Origin of the sequence: Paraburkholderia elongata (assembly GCF_013177735.1) — a bacterium.
Lineage (GTDB): Bacteria > Pseudomonadota > Gammaproteobacteria > Burkholderiales > Burkholderiaceae > Paraburkholderia > Paraburkholderia elongata.
Map to the genome: position 1 here is coordinate 1 of NZ_WOEZ01000335.1, position 16155 is coordinate 16155.

General features: G+C 58.3%; 16 protein-coding genes and 4 pseudogenes. 10 read left to right on the top strand and 10 right to left on the bottom strand.

Features of this window, described 5'->3' with window-relative positions; translation table 11 throughout:
• The coding region (locus GNZ13_RS50850) for an SDR family oxidoreductase (RefSeq protein WP_172179012.1) at nt 1-440 on the top strand (440 nt) is incomplete at its 5' end.
• Between the two features lie 28 nt (nt 441-468).
• Entirely contained in the window at nt 469-627 is a 159-nt protein-coding gene (locus tag GNZ13_RS50855) for a hypothetical protein (protein WP_172179013.1), read from the top strand.
• Nucleotides 628-1806: 1179 nt separating this feature from the next.
• Here the strand turns inward: GNZ13_RS50855 and GNZ13_RS50860 are convergent.
• Nucleotides 1807-2070 (bottom strand): hypothetical protein, encoded by a 264-nt coding sequence (locus GNZ13_RS50860; protein ID WP_172179014.1) that lies wholly within the window; start codon nt 2068-2070, stop codon nt 1807-1809.
• 270 nt (nt 2071-2340) lie between these two features.
• Between GNZ13_RS50860 and GNZ13_RS50865 the strand changes: the two genes are divergently transcribed.
• Both GNZ13_RS50865 and GNZ13_RS51910 read left to right on the top strand, forming a co-directional pair.
• Entirely contained in the window at nt 2341-2490 is a 150-nt protein-coding gene (locus GNZ13_RS50865; RefSeq protein WP_172179015.1) for a hypothetical protein, read from the top strand.
• Between the two features lie 598 nt (nt 2491-3088).
• On the top strand, nt 3089-3919 hold the full coding sequence (locus GNZ13_RS51910) for a DDE-type integrase/transposase/recombinase (RefSeq protein ID WP_236002573.1): 831 nt from the start codon (nt 3089-3091) through the stop codon (nt 3917-3919).
• Here the strand turns inward: GNZ13_RS51910 and GNZ13_RS53710 are convergent.
• Nucleotides 3835-4062: pseudogene (locus GNZ13_RS53710) on the bottom strand (tyrosine-type recombinase/integrase); the annotation flags it as partial. The gene GNZ13_RS51910 and the pseudogene GNZ13_RS53710 overlap by 85 nt on opposite strands.
• 488 nt (nt 4063-4550) lie before the next feature.
• On the opposite strand from GNZ13_RS53710, the pseudogene GNZ13_RS50880 reads away from it, so the two are divergent.
• Together GNZ13_RS50880 and GNZ13_RS50885 are read left to right on the top strand one after the other, a co-directional pair.
• Nucleotides 4551-4760, top strand: a pseudogene (locus GNZ13_RS50880) (integrase); the annotation flags it as partial.
• Between the two features lie 624 nt (nt 4761-5384).
• Nucleotides 5385-5531 (top strand): annotated as a pseudogene (locus GNZ13_RS50885) (IS5/IS1182 family transposase); the annotation flags it as partial.
• A 555-nt stretch (nt 5532-6086) separates the two neighbouring features.
• On the opposite strand, the gene GNZ13_RS50890 reads toward GNZ13_RS50885, so the two are convergent.
• The 6 genes and pseudogenes from GNZ13_RS50890 to GNZ13_RS50915 all read right to left on the bottom strand — a co-directional run bounded on the left by GNZ13_RS50890 (nt 6087) and on the right by GNZ13_RS50915 (nt 12337).
• A complete protein-coding gene (locus GNZ13_RS50890; RefSeq protein ID WP_172179016.1) occupies nt 6087-6317 on the bottom strand; it encodes a hypothetical protein in 231 nt (76 codons plus the stop codon).
• Between the two features lie 18 nt (nt 6318-6335).
• Nucleotides 6336-6502, bottom strand: a pseudogene (locus GNZ13_RS50895) (rubredoxin).
• A 118-nt stretch (nt 6503-6620) separates the two neighbouring features.
• Entirely contained in the window at nt 6621-7430 is an 810-nt protein-coding gene (locus tag GNZ13_RS50900; protein ID WP_172179017.1) for an MOSC domain-containing protein, read from the bottom strand.
• Between the two features lie 932 nt (nt 7431-8362).
• Entirely contained in the window at nt 8363-9814 is a 1452-nt protein-coding gene (locus tag GNZ13_RS50905; RefSeq protein WP_172179018.1) for a catalase, read from the bottom strand.
• 116 nt (nt 9815-9930) lie between these two features.
• A complete protein-coding gene (locus GNZ13_RS50910) occupies nt 9931-10473 on the bottom strand; it encodes an ankyrin repeat domain-containing protein (protein ID WP_172179019.1) in 543 nt (180 codons plus the stop codon).
• Nucleotides 10474-11377: 904 nt separating this feature from the next.
• Nucleotides 11378-12337, bottom strand: coding sequence for a GlxA family transcriptional regulator (locus GNZ13_RS50915; protein WP_172179020.1), 960 nt, complete (start codon nt 12335-12337; stop codon nt 11378-11380).
• 583 nt (nt 12338-12920) lie between these two features.
• On the opposite strand from GNZ13_RS50915, the gene GNZ13_RS51915 reads away from it, so the two are divergent.
• Together GNZ13_RS51915 and GNZ13_RS54580 are read left to right on the top strand one after the other, a co-directional pair.
• Nucleotides 12921-13106, top strand: coding sequence for a hypothetical protein (locus GNZ13_RS51915; RefSeq protein WP_216675339.1), 186 nt, complete (start codon nt 12921-12923; stop codon nt 13104-13106).
• Entirely contained in the window at nt 13103-13627 is a 525-nt protein-coding gene (locus GNZ13_RS54580) for a DUF3331 domain-containing protein (protein ID WP_172179021.1), read from the top strand. Before GNZ13_RS51915 ends, GNZ13_RS54580 begins: the two co-directional genes overlap by 4 nt.
• Here the strand turns inward: GNZ13_RS54580 and GNZ13_RS50925 are convergent.
• Both GNZ13_RS50925 and GNZ13_RS54095 read right to left on the bottom strand, forming a co-directional pair.
• A complete protein-coding gene (locus GNZ13_RS50925; protein ID WP_328807430.1) occupies nt 13533-13838 on the bottom strand; it encodes a class I SAM-dependent methyltransferase in 306 nt (101 codons plus the stop codon). The genes GNZ13_RS54580 and GNZ13_RS50925 overlap by 95 nt on opposite strands.
• Nucleotides 13750-13941: a hypothetical protein gene (locus GNZ13_RS54095; protein ID WP_328807431.1), complete on the bottom strand. Its 192-nt coding sequence runs from the start codon at nt 13939-13941 to the stop codon at nt 13750-13752. The genes GNZ13_RS50925 and GNZ13_RS54095 overlap by 89 nt, the downstream gene beginning before the upstream one ends.
• Before the next feature lie 715 nt (nt 13942-14656).
• Here GNZ13_RS54095 and GNZ13_RS50930 point away from each other — a divergent pair.
• The gene (locus GNZ13_RS50930) at nt 14657-14791 is read left to right on the top strand and encodes a DUF3563 family protein (protein ID WP_172179023.1); all 135 of its coding nucleotides are present in this window, start codon (nt 14657-14659) and stop codon (nt 14789-14791) included.
• Between the two features lie 855 nt (nt 14792-15646).
• The coding region (locus GNZ13_RS50935; RefSeq protein ID WP_172179024.1) for an iron-containing alcohol dehydrogenase at nt 15647-16155 on the top strand (509 nt) is incomplete at its 3' end.

The window sequence follows — 16155 nt, forward strand, 5'->3', positions numbered from 1 at the left end:
AGATCAATTGGGACGCGGTAATCCGGACCAACCTCGATTCGGTGTTCAACATGACGAAGCCGGTGTGCGACAGCATGGTCGAGCGTGGCTGGGGCCGCATCATCAACGTGTCGTCGATCATCGGCTCCAAGGGCGGCTTCGGCCAGACCAACTATGCGGCGGCCAAGGCCGGCATGCATGGTTTCACGAAATCGCTGGCGCTTGAGGTGGCGAAGAAGGGCGTCACCGTCAACACCATCTCGCCCGGCTATATCGCGACGAAGATGGTGATGGCGGTGCCCGAGGACATCCGCGAGACGAAGATCATTCCGCAGATTCCGGTCGGCCGGCTCGGAGAGCCCGACGAAGTCGCCGCACTCGTGCTGTACCTGTGCTCGCGCGAAGCGGGTTTCGTGACCGGCGCCAACATCGCAATCAACGGGGGGCAACACCTGCAGTGAAGCCGATAGTTCTGCAATGGAGGTTCCGATGAGTGAAGCAGTGGGAATCGTGATGGGTTCGTTCGTGCTGGCAATGGCACCCGTGTTCGTCGCCGCTCACTATTACCGGGAGCAATTGCGTCGGAAACGGCTCAGAGAGCTGGATCACCACCACTACTGGCCGCACTGGAGCAACGCCCGGCATTGAACTACTGCGCGCGCTATCCTGTTGTTGCGGTATCGAGGGTGATCGCATCGTTGCCTGAATGGATGGGCACCTGAGTTCCATCAGCAAACGTGCACTGGCAACACCTATGCGACGGTTGCCGCCGTTTCGTACGCCATGGCGGTAAACATCGATTCGCGCGACGATGAAACGGCGATATCCTGTGACTCGGCTGCCGCGCTCTTAGGCGCGGTGGCCACCCTCGGATTCTGCTGGTCCTCTCAACCAGCAGAATCCCCTGAGCCAAGGCTTCACCGCCTTGGCTTTTTTTGTGCGCCCGGCATGGACGCACTCTTGTGGGTGCAAGGCGATGTAAGAAACGGACGATTTCAGTTCTCCGGATGCTTCCACATGCCGGGGCCGACTGTGGAAGTTCGACGCAGGCTGGGTCCGACCAAATCGGTTCGACATCGAACTTCCGGGCTCGGCCAGGAGCCGCCGGTGGCTGATCGCGGAATGCACACCTCCGAATGTCCGGAATTCTTCAGATGCTGTTGAAAAAGTCGCTGCACGGCGTTTTCAGTCCGCTGGTGAAAAAATCGACCTCTCAGATCAACCTGTAAACCGTTCGCGAACGTCGGTGAAGGGTAAGGACCCCTGAGAATCTTGTGAGAGAGACGGTCAGCGACTTTTTCGACAAGTAATCTTTGAACTGCAGGCGTCAGGGCAGCGGCGACCAAGCATCACACCACAGGGCCGCGCCGTCCTGAACGCTGTAGCGAGAATTCGTTAAGCGATGTCCGCGCACCGCTGTGACGCGGTTCGTTCGATGAGAATGGACTGCGCGGGCAGGAAATCAGACCTGCAATGAAGGCAACCGGTCGGCAACTGCGGATCGGACGTAACGAAGGAGACTGCGATGGGTGAATCGTGAATCGGGATTGTGATCGGTACGTTCGCGCTAGTGTTCGCAGCGACCGCTGTCGTCAGTCACTATCGTCGCGAACATCGGCGTGCTCAGTTACTCAGAACCTGGACCATCACGACTGTTGTCGCTGGACCCGGTCCCGACGGTGACGGTTTCGCGGACGATGAATCGGTGAGGTGGAGTCCAGCATCGCCCGCTTCCCATATGAAATTCCAACGCTTGTCAGGTCGTCAACGCGGGAACGTCTACCAACGTTCAGAGACTGACAGCGACCACACGCCAGGCCGGTACATTCACGGCGCGAGCGTGTCATCTACGACCCGCTGTCCGGCGCTGAACCCTGCCATCAGCGCGTCGGCTTCCGTCGTGAAGGGCTGCTGCTGATCTGCCGTCAGGCGTATCGGCGCAACCATCGGGCGAGTAGCTCCCGCCGTTCGGATATGTACAACAGCTATAAAGCCGCGTGGTGGCACCAACGTGACGTTTCCGGAAGCTTCCCACACCGTTTCAAGCTCCACGGCGATCTCGAAGCCTTTATAGGCATAGATTCTTTTCATTGATGCACTCGATTCGCGGTCTTGCGGCGTCGCAATTCTATCGCCAGTCAGATCGTCAACGCAGGCGGTGTCCGTTGCGTTGACGGCCCGCCTGCCCGAACCGATTCGCAAATGTCGAGACGCGAAGCGATCTGACAATCCTCATCGTTTCCAGACGGACCGTCACGCCCGCTGAAATAGTTCCAGCGGGTCGGGTGGGCTATCAGGGAATATCTCGGCCTGACCAACCCACCATCAAGGTGATTGCCTTAAAAGACGCGGCTCGATTACATGAGCCAGCTTCTCCAACGCGAGGCGAGGGTTCCCGTCGTCGAGAAGCCGTCTGGAAATGGCAATTGCTTCTTCATCGGAGGCATCAAGCACAAGAAGCCGCTCAGCATGGTCGATCAGGTCAAGCACTTTCCCGCAGAGATCGCCTGAATACTGACCGTGCACAGCCGCAAGCGCTTGCGACCGCAACTCGGACAGGCGTTGCCCCAGGTCTGACGCCGTAGTCGGTTGAAAGTCCCATGCCATGTTCGCCTCCGTTGATGCCATACCATCGTACCGCACCCGCGCATCTGAAGCGCACGGCGGCAGCCGGAGTCGATGGGGTTACATGGCGTGATTATGAGGAAGGCCTTCTGGAACGGATAGGTAGGCTATGGGATGCGGTGCAGTCCGGCACAGCCCGCCGCGTCTGGCTGTGGTTTCGCGAGCTGACTCACGGATCATGGAAGGATACCCCGACGTGATGACACGCCGGCAAACCCACCTGGCCGGCGGTGAGCCGGTTGTCACGGATCGGCGTATTGGGGCCATTCCGGGATCGGCGTAATGGAGCCACCAGATGATCGCCGTAATCGAGCCAGTGCAGGATCGGCGTATTGGAGCCACTCGATGATCGGCGTATAGGAGCCACCTCAGGATCGGCGTAATCGAGCCACGCAGCAGGCTCGTTGTTATGTCCGGCTGCATCCCGAAACGCATTTCGAATTTCCCTACCTGGGTACCTTCGGAGCTTTTGTCCGGAGGGCCGATGAGTAACAGGAGATTTGAAGTGTTCGAATATCGACAGGTTCTGGTGCGCATGCGCCAGGGCGATTCCGACCGCGACATTGCCAGCGCGCACCTGATGGGGCGCAGCAAGCTGAAGACCGTACGGCAGGTCGCGCTTACCCACAACTGGCTCGAGCCGGGCCGGCCCTTGCCAGACGACGCCGAACTGGCGGGCATCTTCGGGCGCGATCCGAAGGTGCCGCGTAGCCGCATTTCCACGCTCGAGCCGTTTCGCGATCTGGTCCGCGGCTGGTTTGACGCCGGCGTGCAGGGCACGACGATCTTCGGCGCGCTCGAACGCAACCACGGCTACAGCGGCAGTTACTCGGCCGTGCGGCGCTTTCTGCTTCACCTGAAAGCCGAACGTGGTGTAACGGCGACGACGATCCTGGAATTCCCGCCGGCCGACGCCGCACAGGTTGACTTCGGCGCCGGGCCAGTGCTGACGCACGAGTCCGGTATCCCGCTCAAGACGTGGATCTTCGTGATGACGCTGGCATGGTCGCGGCATCAGTACGCTGAGATCGTGCTGGACCAGACAGTGGAGACGTGGCTGGCCTGCCACCGGCGCGCCTTTGAATGGCTGGGAGGTTGCCCGGGTCGGGTCATCATCGATTTTGTACCGCGGTACAAAATCGATGTTCTGTGCCCGCGCGCGAGATGTGGCCGACTTCTCGGTGGGCCCCGCCACGGATACCCGAGATTGATCCGTCGGCCACATAACTTTCAGAGCTGGCGTAGCCAATCAAGCAGCGATTTATCGTCTCGCCACACTGCGCCTGTGTGGGATGTCGCCGAAGAACTCAACTGATCGGAAGGTTCGCATAGCCTCATCGCCGCTTCTTTCATGCGCATATTGATTTCGGCATAGCGGTGTGTCGTCTCGAGGCTGGCGTGTCCAAGCCATGCGCGGATGACATTGATTTCTGCACCGCCTTCCAACAGGCTGACTGCGGTGGCGTGCCGCCTATGTCTTTGAAGACATAGTCGCCACTATGTGCCCTTCCTGACTATGTCGGGTGACACGATTGAGCGTCCGCGACAGTCCGAACATTACTGGTTGCGGTGCCGACGTGCCCAGCCAATCACATGACATAGTTTGCTCTGTTCGACAAGGCTCAAGAGCTGGTTCGCCGGCTGGTAGCGTCCTGGTTCGCGGAGTGGGGGGATGCCTTCCCAAAGTCCTGCACATTCATCTCAAGTGTTGATTCAAGGGCGCGAGCGGACTTCAGTCGGTCGTGAGAGAGCGACATAGATAGGATACCGTACGTAATGATTGACTCCTCCACAGACTCCGACCGCTGGCGGAAGGAATCAAGACTATCTCTATCCCGCTTCACTCATTCGCCCATAAAATGCAGGTTATCGCGGAGTTGCAAGACATAGTCAGGAAGGGCACATAGTGCCGCCTATGTCTTTGAAGACATAGGAGGCACACAACGGCCGTCCATCTGGTGGCTTCAAAGGTTGATGTTACGGTCATCAGAAGTTGGCTTGGACATTCGAGCCTTGATACGACCAATCAGTATGCCCGCGCTAACATGCAAACGATGCGCGACGCACTTCAACGGTTCGATGCGCCTTCCGGGATCAGGCCACCCCCTCGCTGGAAGCGGTCCGCTTCGTTATTGGATTGGCTTGATTCGCTTTGAGACGTCATATTGTAATGTGAAGGAGAGAAGCAACCTGCCTAGCTTCGACAACACGTAGCGGGATTTCCTTCACATTACAAAATCCTCAGTATTATCTGATCAGCATGTCGTGCTGCATGCGTTCACGGAGCGGTGTCATGGCGGACCTCCTGGGAACAGTGAATGGAATACCCGGTCGGGCACGTCCATGCTGCTCCTGGCAGCCTGCTCACCACTTCCCCACGGTCTGGCACCGGATACCTGTCCTCGCGGAACGCCAGGCGTTGACCTTCGCCATCCTCCCACTACCGCGTCAGCGGTTTAGTACTAAAGGAATTATCAACAGGACTGGTATGTTTGGGACTGTTGCGTTTTTCGGGCATCCGGCGACGGTAGCTCAAGGCTTCCAGCCGGATTCTGCGCAACAGAAACGGCCACGCATGCGACGCAACGGTTCCTGATGGTTTTTCCTTGCAAAACATTACTCAGGCGTCGATAAACGCTGACACTGTCCATTCCCTCTGTCGCGCAACGCCGCGCCGTAGGTGCCAAGAATCAACATTTGAACGATCGTGCTTTTTTGGCCTAATGCCAAATCCCGCGACCATTGGTGATCTGCCGCCCCGTAACGGATATGATCGGCGTGTCGAGCGGACTCACTCGTGGCTCCACAGTTTCCGGCGCCTTCGCATTCGCTTCGAACGCCGTTCTGACATACGCGAAGCATTCCTTAACCTCGGTTGGTCCATCGTCTGGTGGAATATCTTCAGACGTACAGAGCAGTCTTTTTGAACTGACCTCTGAAAATCAATTCAGCATGCGCAAGAGACATGCGGCCCACCTTGAGCCGGATCATGGAAATTTCGCTATCCGCGTAAAGCGCGACGCGTCCAAATTGGCTATTTCCGCCCAACGCCCGAAAAGTGAAAATCAGCCTGTTGAGAACTAGGCTTGCGGATCACGCCATATCGCTAAAACGCCCATCCAGAAAGGGTTTTCGAAATACTCCCACGGTGAGACGCGCTGGAAATTGGTGCGTTGACGGCGTACGGCACAATTTCTTTCGGTTATGCGCGTTACCGTAAATCTCTTGCCAGAATCATTACGGGCATAACGCAATACCGCCATATACAGGCGCTTCGCAGTCGCCCCTCACGCGTTCGACGATGTGATTTTCTCTTTTCGGGCGTTGGGTGGAAATAGCCATCTTCGCTCCTCGCAGTTGAGGCCGTTCGGCAATGTCCGCTTCCTGGCGGCGCGGATAGGAGTTTATCGACCACAAGCGGATCTCTGCCACACCAGGCCGCGATGTTTTTCAGTTGAGCTTCCTGCGCAAAAAGTGGCGCATTAGATATCTCGTCTAGCCGGGCATGTAGGCAAGAGACTGCCCTTTCCTTCAGATAACCGATTGATCGCCAGTTTCGCATCATCTTCGTGAACGGTGTCGCCGCCAACGCCGGCGAACCGACAGTGTTTCGCGGCAGCATCAAGGACCTCGTCCGGCAGACTCGTCGCCAGAAGGTAAGTGGAATAAGCGCCGAATCCCATCGCGACAAGGCCAAACACAAGCAGATCCATTAAAGCCGCTCACATGTTTCAAGCGAGCTCGACCATCACGAACTCGACTTTGCTCACAGCACACTCTGGACAGGCCCAGTCGGGGGGACAGCCTCCCACGGCGTGCCAGGTGCTATGCCATCCTCAGGGATACCCTCGGCTTCGTTGTAAATGAATCCGCAAACGACGCACTGCCAGGTCTTCATTGTGTGGACCTAGTGAATTACCGCGGCATCGATATCCTTTGATGTAGTCCGCGGCATAGGGATTACAGACGTGCCGACTGACGTGGCGGTATAGCGCGCCAAGCTTGTGCATAGTTATTCAATTCAACTCGACCACGTCGTTGACTCGCACCGTACCGATCTGCACGGGCTCCGCGTACACGCCGATGGTGCCCGCGTTATGCTGATAGATCGCCTTCAGGACAGAGATGTCCTTGGGCAAGTCTCCCTGGGCAAGCGTCGTCATCACACATCGTTGCGTCGGCTGTTTCACCTGCAGCACCACCTGGCCTATACGCAAGGTTCGACCCACCCATGTGTTCTCGACGAAACCTTCCGCGCCATCGGTACGGATGACGAGGTTAGGGCGAAAGCGACGGCTTTCGATGCGGCTGTGCGGCACCGTTTTTCGCAAGGCGTCGATGGTCGACGTCGTCAGGATATGGATTAGCCCGATGTCGAAAAACGTTCCTGGCGGGGAGATCTTGTCGAAAACGAAGTCGCGATCGGACACGCCCTCGACAGTAGGCACAAAGCCTTCGAACCCCTTGTCCGATTCATCGGGACGCACAAGACACACGCGTTTGCGCAGCGCTGCGGACAACGTTTGCTCCGCATCGCCGGATGTGGATTCGATCACATCGCCATTGGGCAACGTGATGTACACCGGCGGCACATGCTCCGGCGAAACCGGGGGCGACATGTAGCGGGCACGATAGGCAAACATCTCCGGCCACTTTTGGGGATGCTTCGCATTGACGAGCTTATTGGTCTCGACATCGATGAGCGAGTAGGCGCGATCGCCCGCCACTCCGCGCGTGGTAATCGCGACTGAATTGAGTTCCTCACCCATCATTGACTTGACGGGATATCGGTGAATCGATGCAACAATGGCTTGCGATGGTGACATGGCAAAGGCTTCCTGTTCTTGCGCGGCCGAGGCGCCACGCTGAACTACAGGCTACTGCCTTAACACGTTTGCGACGCGCAAAAGCTTGCAGGGGATTCTGCCAACCCGGCGTTGAATTCTGCCATGTGTGGTCGTGTGCACTGCATTTGACGCTGGCCGCCCACAATCGTGAAACGACAAGCCGCTCGCCCAGGCAAAGTTCGACGAAGCAAGCAGTATCGAACTTGTGTGATCGCCTGAGTCGCACGAGCCGTACTCCGGATTTCGTAGGCCGGGAACTCAGTTGGCTGCCAAATCGGCTGACCATTCAGCGTCCTGTGCCGAACCCTGCGCCCGATGTGCGGACGAACGAGGCGCCGGTTCAGAAATTCAGGAGTTGAGACGCACACGTCGACCCGGGTCACCGGCAACCCGATCATATCCCTGCGTTGCGTCGGATTTGGGCTTGGAAAAAGCTGCGTTGCGCCGGCACCCGTATCGAAGCAACGGATCGATAACGGGGGCTATCGTCGCAACTGTTCACTTCGATCAAACCGCCCCGGCCAGCGCGCCCGCGTACAGCGTGACAGCTACCGCTATCACGGTCAGACCCCTAGACCAAAGCGGACGATTCGCGACCATCGCATGCTTGCCGGGCCAGATTGCCGAAGCCGGGAGCACATCTGTACAACGGCTACCAACAGACACGTTCGCTCAGGGGCCAGGCCACTGATGTGGTAATCGCGCAGGCGGGTCCCGACGGTTACTCTCTCGAAGAACACGCGGGTCGCCATGATCGCCGGCTTGATGCGTTCGTCCTCGCGTTCCTCGGGATGTTCCATCCCCGTTCGGCAAACTGCAGCAACTTTGCGCGCTTATGTTCCTCTCGCGCGTTCCAGCATCGCCAGCGGATTGCCACTGAAGCCCTGCCCCTCCCTGGAACGCGCGACAGGTTACGCAGATTCCTTTGGGAGTTTCGCGATTGCCTTGCTCACACCCGCGCCGTAGGCAGGATCCGCCTTCGTGCAGTGTTCAACATGCAACTGCTGGATCGGCTTCGATACCCCGTTCAGCGCGCGCGCAGTGTTATCGAACAGCGTCTGCTGCTGCTCGGCCGTCATCTTGCGGAACAATGCACCCGGCTGCGAATAGTAGTCGTCGTCGACGCGATGGTTCCAGTGATCGGCCGAGCCTTCGATCGACAGTGGCGGTTCGCGGAAGTCGGGCTGCTCCTGCCATTCACCGCGCGTGTTCGGCTCATACGGCGTGGCACCGCCCTGATTGGCGTCGACTCGCAACAGTCCATCGCGGTGGTAGCTGTGTACGTACTTCGCACCACGCGGCGCGTTCACCGGGATCTGATGGAAGTTGACACTCAGGCGATAGCGCTGTGCGTCTCCATACGAAAACAGGCGACCCTGCAACATCTTGTCGGGTGAGAAGCTGATGCCGGGCACGACGTTGGCCGGAGCGAAAGCCGCCTGCTCCACATCGGCAAAATGATTCTCCGGGTTGCGGTTCAGCTCGACCACGCCTACTTCGATCAGCGGATAGTCGCTCTTGGGCCAGACCTTCGTCAGATCGAATGGATTGATGGGGTAGCTACCTGCTTCCTTCTCCGGCATGATCTGCACGCACATGGTCCAGCGCGGAAATTCCCGGCGTTCAACCGCCTCGTACAGGTCGCGATGATGCGTCTCGCGATCGCGGCCGACGAGTGCTTCGGCTTCTGCGTCCGTCAGGTTGGCGATTCCCTGTTGTGAACGGAAATGGAATTTCACCCAGAAGCGTTCCTGTTCCGCACTGATGAAACTGAAGGTGTGGCTGCCGAACCCGTGCATATGACGGAACGTCTTCGGGATGCCACGATCGCTCATGACAATCGTGATCTGATGGAGCGCTTCGGGAAGCTGGGTCCAGAAGTCCCAGTTGCTTTCCGCGCTGCGCAGACCCGTGCGCGGATCGCGCTTGATCGCATGGTTCAGGTCCGGGAACTTCAGTGGATCGCGCAGGAAGAACACGGGCGTGTTGTTGCCGACCAGGTCCCAATTACCCTCTTCGGTATAGAACTTCAACGCAAAGCCACGGATATCGCGCTCCGCGTCGGCCGCGCCGCGTTCGCCCGCAACGGTTGAGAAGCGCGCGAACATCTCAGTCTTCTTGCCGACTTCCGAAAAAATCGCCGCCCGGGTGTATTTCGTGATGTCGTGCGTGACGGTGAAGGTTCCGAACGCGCCCGAGGCCTTCGCGTGCATCCGCCGTTCGGGAATGACCTCGCGGTCGAAATGCGCCAGTTTCTCGAGAAACCATACATCTTCGAGCAATGCTGGTCCGCGCGGACCGGCGGTCTTAATGTTCTGGTTGTCGACGACGGGCGCGCCGAAGACTGTGGTAAGCTTTTTCATGAGAAATCCTCTTTCAATAAAATTGGGCAACAACGGCCATGGCAGGTATGGGACTTTCGGGTGACGGACCGCGTCCTCTTTTGTATTCCCGGTATCGGGTTACAGGAACGGGCCGGTCACCCTGGACCAAACCTCTCTAGCTGGGCTGGCGTGTCAGGTGCGCCCATGCGGGCCGCCGCGCCGATTGCGTCCACACCGTTCGCATCCCTTGCACTTACGTTCGCTCCGCGCGCGACCAGATAATCAACGACATCCGTGCGGTTAAACATTGCCGCCATCATCAACGCCGTGCGGCCGTCCAGCGATGCGCTGTCGATGTTGGCACCATGCTCCAGCAACAGTTCGATCATCGGCAGGTTGCCCTTGAACGCGGCGCCGGCGATCGGCGTCTGCCCATTGTGGTTGCGCAGATCGGGATCGGCTTTGTGACTCAGCAGCACCTTCACCGTTTCGAGGTGGCCGTGATAGCTCGCTAACATCAGCAGACTGTCGCCCTTGTGGTTAAGCAGATTGGGACGCAAGCCCCGCTCGAGCAATTGCTGTAGCGCGTCTGCTTCACCACACCGGGCCATGTCGAAGACTTTGCTGGCAAAGTCGAGCGTTGCGTCGTCGAGTTCGCGACCCGTTTCCAAGGCCGCAAGCGCTGGATCGCTAGCCATGTTCACTCCTTCACCTTTACGGCACATCCCGTTGCTCATTTCGGGTTCCTCAGTTGCCAAGCGGGTGGGGAGCATGCGACCCCAAGCGCCGCGGAATTAGAAATACCTATCGTGACAATTGATGCCGCGATCCGCCCACCTCATCCGTGGAACATGGACCGCTGCTCGCGAGAAGCATCCGACTCGCTTCTCCGCAGCTTGTGCCTGGCGGCGTGTCAATGAGAATCAGTATTGGGCAACACCCGGTGTCCGACAACCGACATGAAGCGCTGAATCCCGCCAAGCTTGCGAGTTATCCTGCCGTGCCTCTTGGCGGCGACCACCTCATCGAAAATCAGTAGCGCACCGGACTCGCTCCATGCCCTTCCAATGCCTTCCAGAAAGCAGGACTCCGGCGGAGTGCAGCGCTGCAGCGGTTCTGCCGCCGCAGTCAACGCAAGCGCTGCATCGTGCAAACGTTTCTTAGTGTGGCGGCAACGCTTCATTTGACCCTGTCACCCGCAGGGCTTCCCGCCTATCGACATGCGATAGGGTCAATGCCTACGGCGCGTCGGGCACGTCCAGCAGTGTTTGTCATTCTTTCGATCTCCATGTGAACGCAGCGAGAATGCCGCGCTACGGACGGGGAATTGTGAAAAGAACGGGTCTGACAGTGCGCGATTGCGTCACTCAGGAAACTGCCACGGTGGGATCGTATCCGGCCACCGATGCCAAGCCTGGTGACGATGTGGAAAGAGAGAATTTTCTACGTAAAGCTTCGGCCAAACAGACGGCAACTACCGCCAGCGCTATCTGCAGTTACGCCATGCGGCCGTGCGTTTAGTTTGCGTATCGCGACCCGCCAAACGGACAATCTTGCGTCGGCCACCGCGTGAAGCTCGGTCGACTCCTGCCCAAACTGCGACTAGACCTGGCGGAAACTGGTTCGATAGCTGTTTGGCGACACCCCGAGCCGCCGCGTAAATACGAGCCGCATACGGTCGGCTGTTCCGAAACCGCAGTCATAGGCGACTGCCTTGAGCGGTTTATCGCTGCTTTCGAGGGCATTACGCGCCGCATCGACCCGGGCGCGTTCGACGAACTCATGGGGGGTCATGTTGGCCAGCCCTACAAACGTACGCGCAAAGTTCCGTTCGCTCATGCTGGCCACTTGCGCGAGCTTTCCGACAGAGAGCGGGTCGCGCAGATGCTCCATTACATAGGCCTGTACTTTCGCGACCGGCGAAGTTTCGTCCACCGGCGCGCTGAGATACGGACTGAACTGAGATTGTCCCCCTCGGCGCTGCGCGAACACGACCAGACGTTTTGCCACCGCGAGTGACACCTGCGGACCATGATCCTCGGCAACGAGCGCAAGCGCCACATCAATGCCTGCCGTCACGCCGGCCGACGTAACGAGCCGTTCGTCGCGGATATAGATCCGGTCTAGCTCGACCTTTGCGCGGGGAAACTGCTGCGCGAGTTGCGGCGCATTCTGCCAGTGTGTTGTGACGTGACGCTCATCGAGCAGGCCCGCGTGACCTAACGCAAACGAGCCCGTGCAGATCGATCCGTAGCGTCCGCACTTTGCGGCCACATGGGTGAGCCAGCCGATAAGCCTCCCGTCGGGCGGTTCGGAGGGCAGCCCCGGGCCGCCCGCGACGAGCGCGGTGTCGTAACGCTCGCGGGCATCCTCGCAACTCAGGTCGGCGAAGAGCCGAGTCCCGTTTGAAGCGCGTATCGCGCCTGCCTCGGAACTCACCAGAGTGATCAGGTATGCGTCCTTCGACGCGACGAAGTTGTTGGTCTCGGCGAACACATCAACGGGCCCGGCGACGTCGAGCGCTTGGACGCCCGGGAATATCGCAATTGCGACACTTCGCATAGGTCCCCCTGACAGCCTGGAAGATAGCGCGTGGCCGATCCGTGGCCGAAGACATCGTACGCCTGGCAGGTTTCGACGCACCGTTTTGATTGTCGGAGCCTGCGCCCGTGGGCAAACTGAATTCGTACGGGCTGTTCGTTGACGGCCGCAATCGGTAAAACTGAAGTGTAGCAAAGGCTCACCAGGCGCAGCCAGCCGGACATCCAGCCCTTCGGCGCAGGAAAGTCGTCATTCTTCAGCTTAATCGAAGGGCGCGCTTACCTGCGCATGCTTAGCTTACCGGTGTCCCGATGGTGATCATCCTGACACCATGAACGCAAGTGAAGGAGAAGGACATGAGAGTTGGCGAGATGTCTTTGCACTGGGCCGTCCAAAAATGGCTATCTCCAACGACCGGGACGCCCGTGCGTGTCATCCAGTTTACCCGTAACGCGCAGCACCACACACGCTATCACTATGTATGTGTTGAGGCCTTACGAGCAGACGGGATCCTGTCGATCTTCTTCCGGCATGAAGATGGCTCGTGGTACGTATTTCCGCCCGCGGCGAAGCGACCTGCGATAAATGGGTGTCGTAGTTCAGCATGAGCGTCGATGCATCGCTGCCGGCGCGTAGGGCCAAAGTGGAGTTCAAGGAGCAAATCCGTAGTGTCGAATTTTTCGGCAGTGAGATCCTCGGGCCAACCGCCCCGTCCGGGCAGTTCGAGATCAGAACCGAGCCGTTACGCGCCAATCCCCACCTTCCGTCAAAAGCCGGAGCAATTCGATGAATGTGATCGTTTATGCGTCTGATCCGTGGGCCGGCGTTCTCGAACACCTTGAGGAGGCTACGTCGCTGAATCGCGAGTCCAGCACGTGGGCAGTGTCGCGGCTCGCCCAACATCTGTATCAGACCACTGGACCCGATTACCACTGGCCGGCATCAGGCGGGCTAAGCGCACCGCTTGAGCGGACCGATTGCCAGACATGGACAGGATTTACGGTCGTTGAACGTTGCGACGAGCGAGACATCGTGATTTCGTGGCAAGACTCGACGCGCGGCCGCTTAGGGGACCAGCGCTGGCGACTCGGCACCGCATCTGCGAGCGGTGTATGCGCAATGAGCGGCGGGCAAATCAGGCGCGGCGATTGCGTTTACCGGCCGCTGCGTCGCGTGTCAAAATTTGCTATCCCGGGCGACATGATCCTCGCAACAGCTATCGATAGCGTCTATGAGGACACGCCTGCATCGCCCTCAGCGCCATCGACACATGCGGCACTTCACCCGCCGGGAATACGTACTTGTCGATAAAGGTCCCGCCGCCAAGCGGTGTGTCGCGGCAGTCCGCATCGGTCGCGGTAATCCCGTGATTCATTGCGACGCCACCGACTGCCAGCCGCTCTCGAATCCTCCTGAAGTAGGCGGGAAGATTCTCAATACCGACGAAACTCGCTCGATACGTCGTAGTGGTACTGGATCCATTCCTTGTCTTCCTTTCGCGAATGCGAAAACCGCTGTGCAATGCGCGCTGTGAGCCCAGGATCGCCGCCACGGAATTCTGCAAGCTGGTCCGCGACCTGAATGATGTCCGCCGTGGGTCCCTCGGCATCGATCTTTTGCCGCACGTAGGATTCGCCCAGCGTTCAAGCGAAGGAGAAAGTAGCGCTGGGATAGCGGCCTTGTCGTTCAAGCGGATTTTGAAAATCTCTCCGAATCAGGACTATTGGGCATGGGTGAGGTCGGTCGGAAGCCGTAGATGCCAACGGGTTCCGACCGACCTCAGTCCGTGATAAAGCGATTTCGGTTTCTTCATCATGCAATTTTTCGCCACCGACTCCGCAACCTGACGATGCCCTGCCTTCACCTCAGATAGGTCAGCCCCGCGAGTGCCAGTTCCACATCCCGCGAACAGATGGCGTGTACTCGATGCCATCATTCGAACAGTAAATTCGTCACGGTCGCTTTGACTTGCATGGCTGGTTGCCACATTCTGTCGCAACCAGCCATGGCTCAGCTTATCAATTCTGGGCGCCTCAAGGATTCGCTTCGCCGGACTTACGCCTTCTTTGAGCCGCCAAACTTACCCACTCAAAATTCAAGAGGAGTAAAAATCAGTCGCTCGGGGTGGCATGAAACGCTGTACGTTTGGCATGCTTCGATGCATCCACTCGATTGAATGAGAGTCGCACGCATCACATACTGACCTCAAGGGAACGCCGTCGGATTGCTATCTACTATTCGGGAATACCGTGCAGTGCCAGAAGAGCTTCTGCGTGCACAACGGCAAAGCATTTCCGCTAACGAAACCTTAAATAGCGATCAACCGAATCGGGTGTACGTATGCTTTTGACTCTCCTATTAGATCGCCTCAACCAGTGGCTGGAAAATTTCCACCGGACCCGCCGTGATGAACACCTCGCAGCTTCGAAGGATATTGCCGAGCTTGAGCGTCGGATGAAAGAGTTTGACGGTTAGCTCGGGGCGGCCCCTGTCGCGAGCGATTCGCGATAGCTGCGCCAATGCCCCGCTCTATGCCCGTCGCGCGGACGAATCTTCTCAGGACAATGCGTCGTGTCGTCATTTTTCGCAGGCGGCTCAGGTCGGGCATCTTTCATCCGCCGAAGGAGCGCACCTTACCGCGGTTACACGCCCGTATAACCAGGCAACGCTAACGCGGTATCGGCATATCCAACCGTAGAGTAGATTCGCCCTTCCGCAAAACTTATTCTTCTCTCATCGAGAAAGCGCGCACCGCTTACGTATGATGAGAGCCATTCTCTGACAGCATGTTCGAAGTCGTATTGGGTTCAGCGTTCGTGGGGAAGAAATCGGTGGATGGCTGCGACGCGCACAAGTTGCTTCGAGATAACAAGCATGTAATCCGAGAGACTGGATCGAGTCAACGGCGGCTGAGCAGAATGAAATCAAGCCGTACGGATCAGCGACGAAGGGCGCCCCGGCACGTTGCTAGTGAATGCCACAGGAGATTGCCATGTTCATCTATTCGATCCGTTATCGTGCTGGCTGCGGCCGTTGGTCGGTCGCCTTCGCACAGGCCGCTTCACAGTCCGACGCTGAAGCGTTAGCAACCTGCCGTTATGGCGCTTTCCATTCCGTCAGACGTGCCGGCTTTGTCCGGGTATAGAAGACGTAATTGTGGCGGAGGCAGCTATGGAATTCGACGCATTTATCAGACAAGCCGAACTGGACGCCAAGGGGGTAGACGCGCTTAACGTCCCAATCCTCCTGACCTCCTTGGGTCTCGATCCAGTCACATTTTTTCATCAAGTTTAAGACGACCGGTCATCTAAATTACAGAAAAGATATTTCATGCAAAATTTCATGTTTCAAAACCCCACGAAGATCATTTTCGGGGAAGGCCAGATTGCCGCGCTCGATGCGCACGTGCCGCGCAACGCGCGCGTGATGATCACCTCCGGCGGCGGCAGCATCACGCGCAATGGCGTGCTCGCGCAAGTGCAAGCGGCGCTCGGTGAGCGTGCATCGTTCGTCTTCAGCGGCATCGAACCGAATCCCACTTACGAAACGCTGATGGAAGCGGTTGCGCTCGCCCGCGAGAAGAACATCGACTTTCTGCTGGCGGTGGGCGGCGGCTCGGTGATCGACGGCACCAAGTTCATCGCTGCCGCTGTGAAGTTCCACGGCGAGCCGTGGGACATTCTGGCGAAGCAAGCCGAGATACGCGACGCGCTGCCGTTCGGCAGCGTGCTGACGCTGCCCGCCACCGGTTCGGAGATGAACAACGGCGGCGTTATCAGCCACCGCGCGAAAGGCGACAAGTTGCCGTTCCGTAGCGAGGCGACCTATCCGGTCTTCTC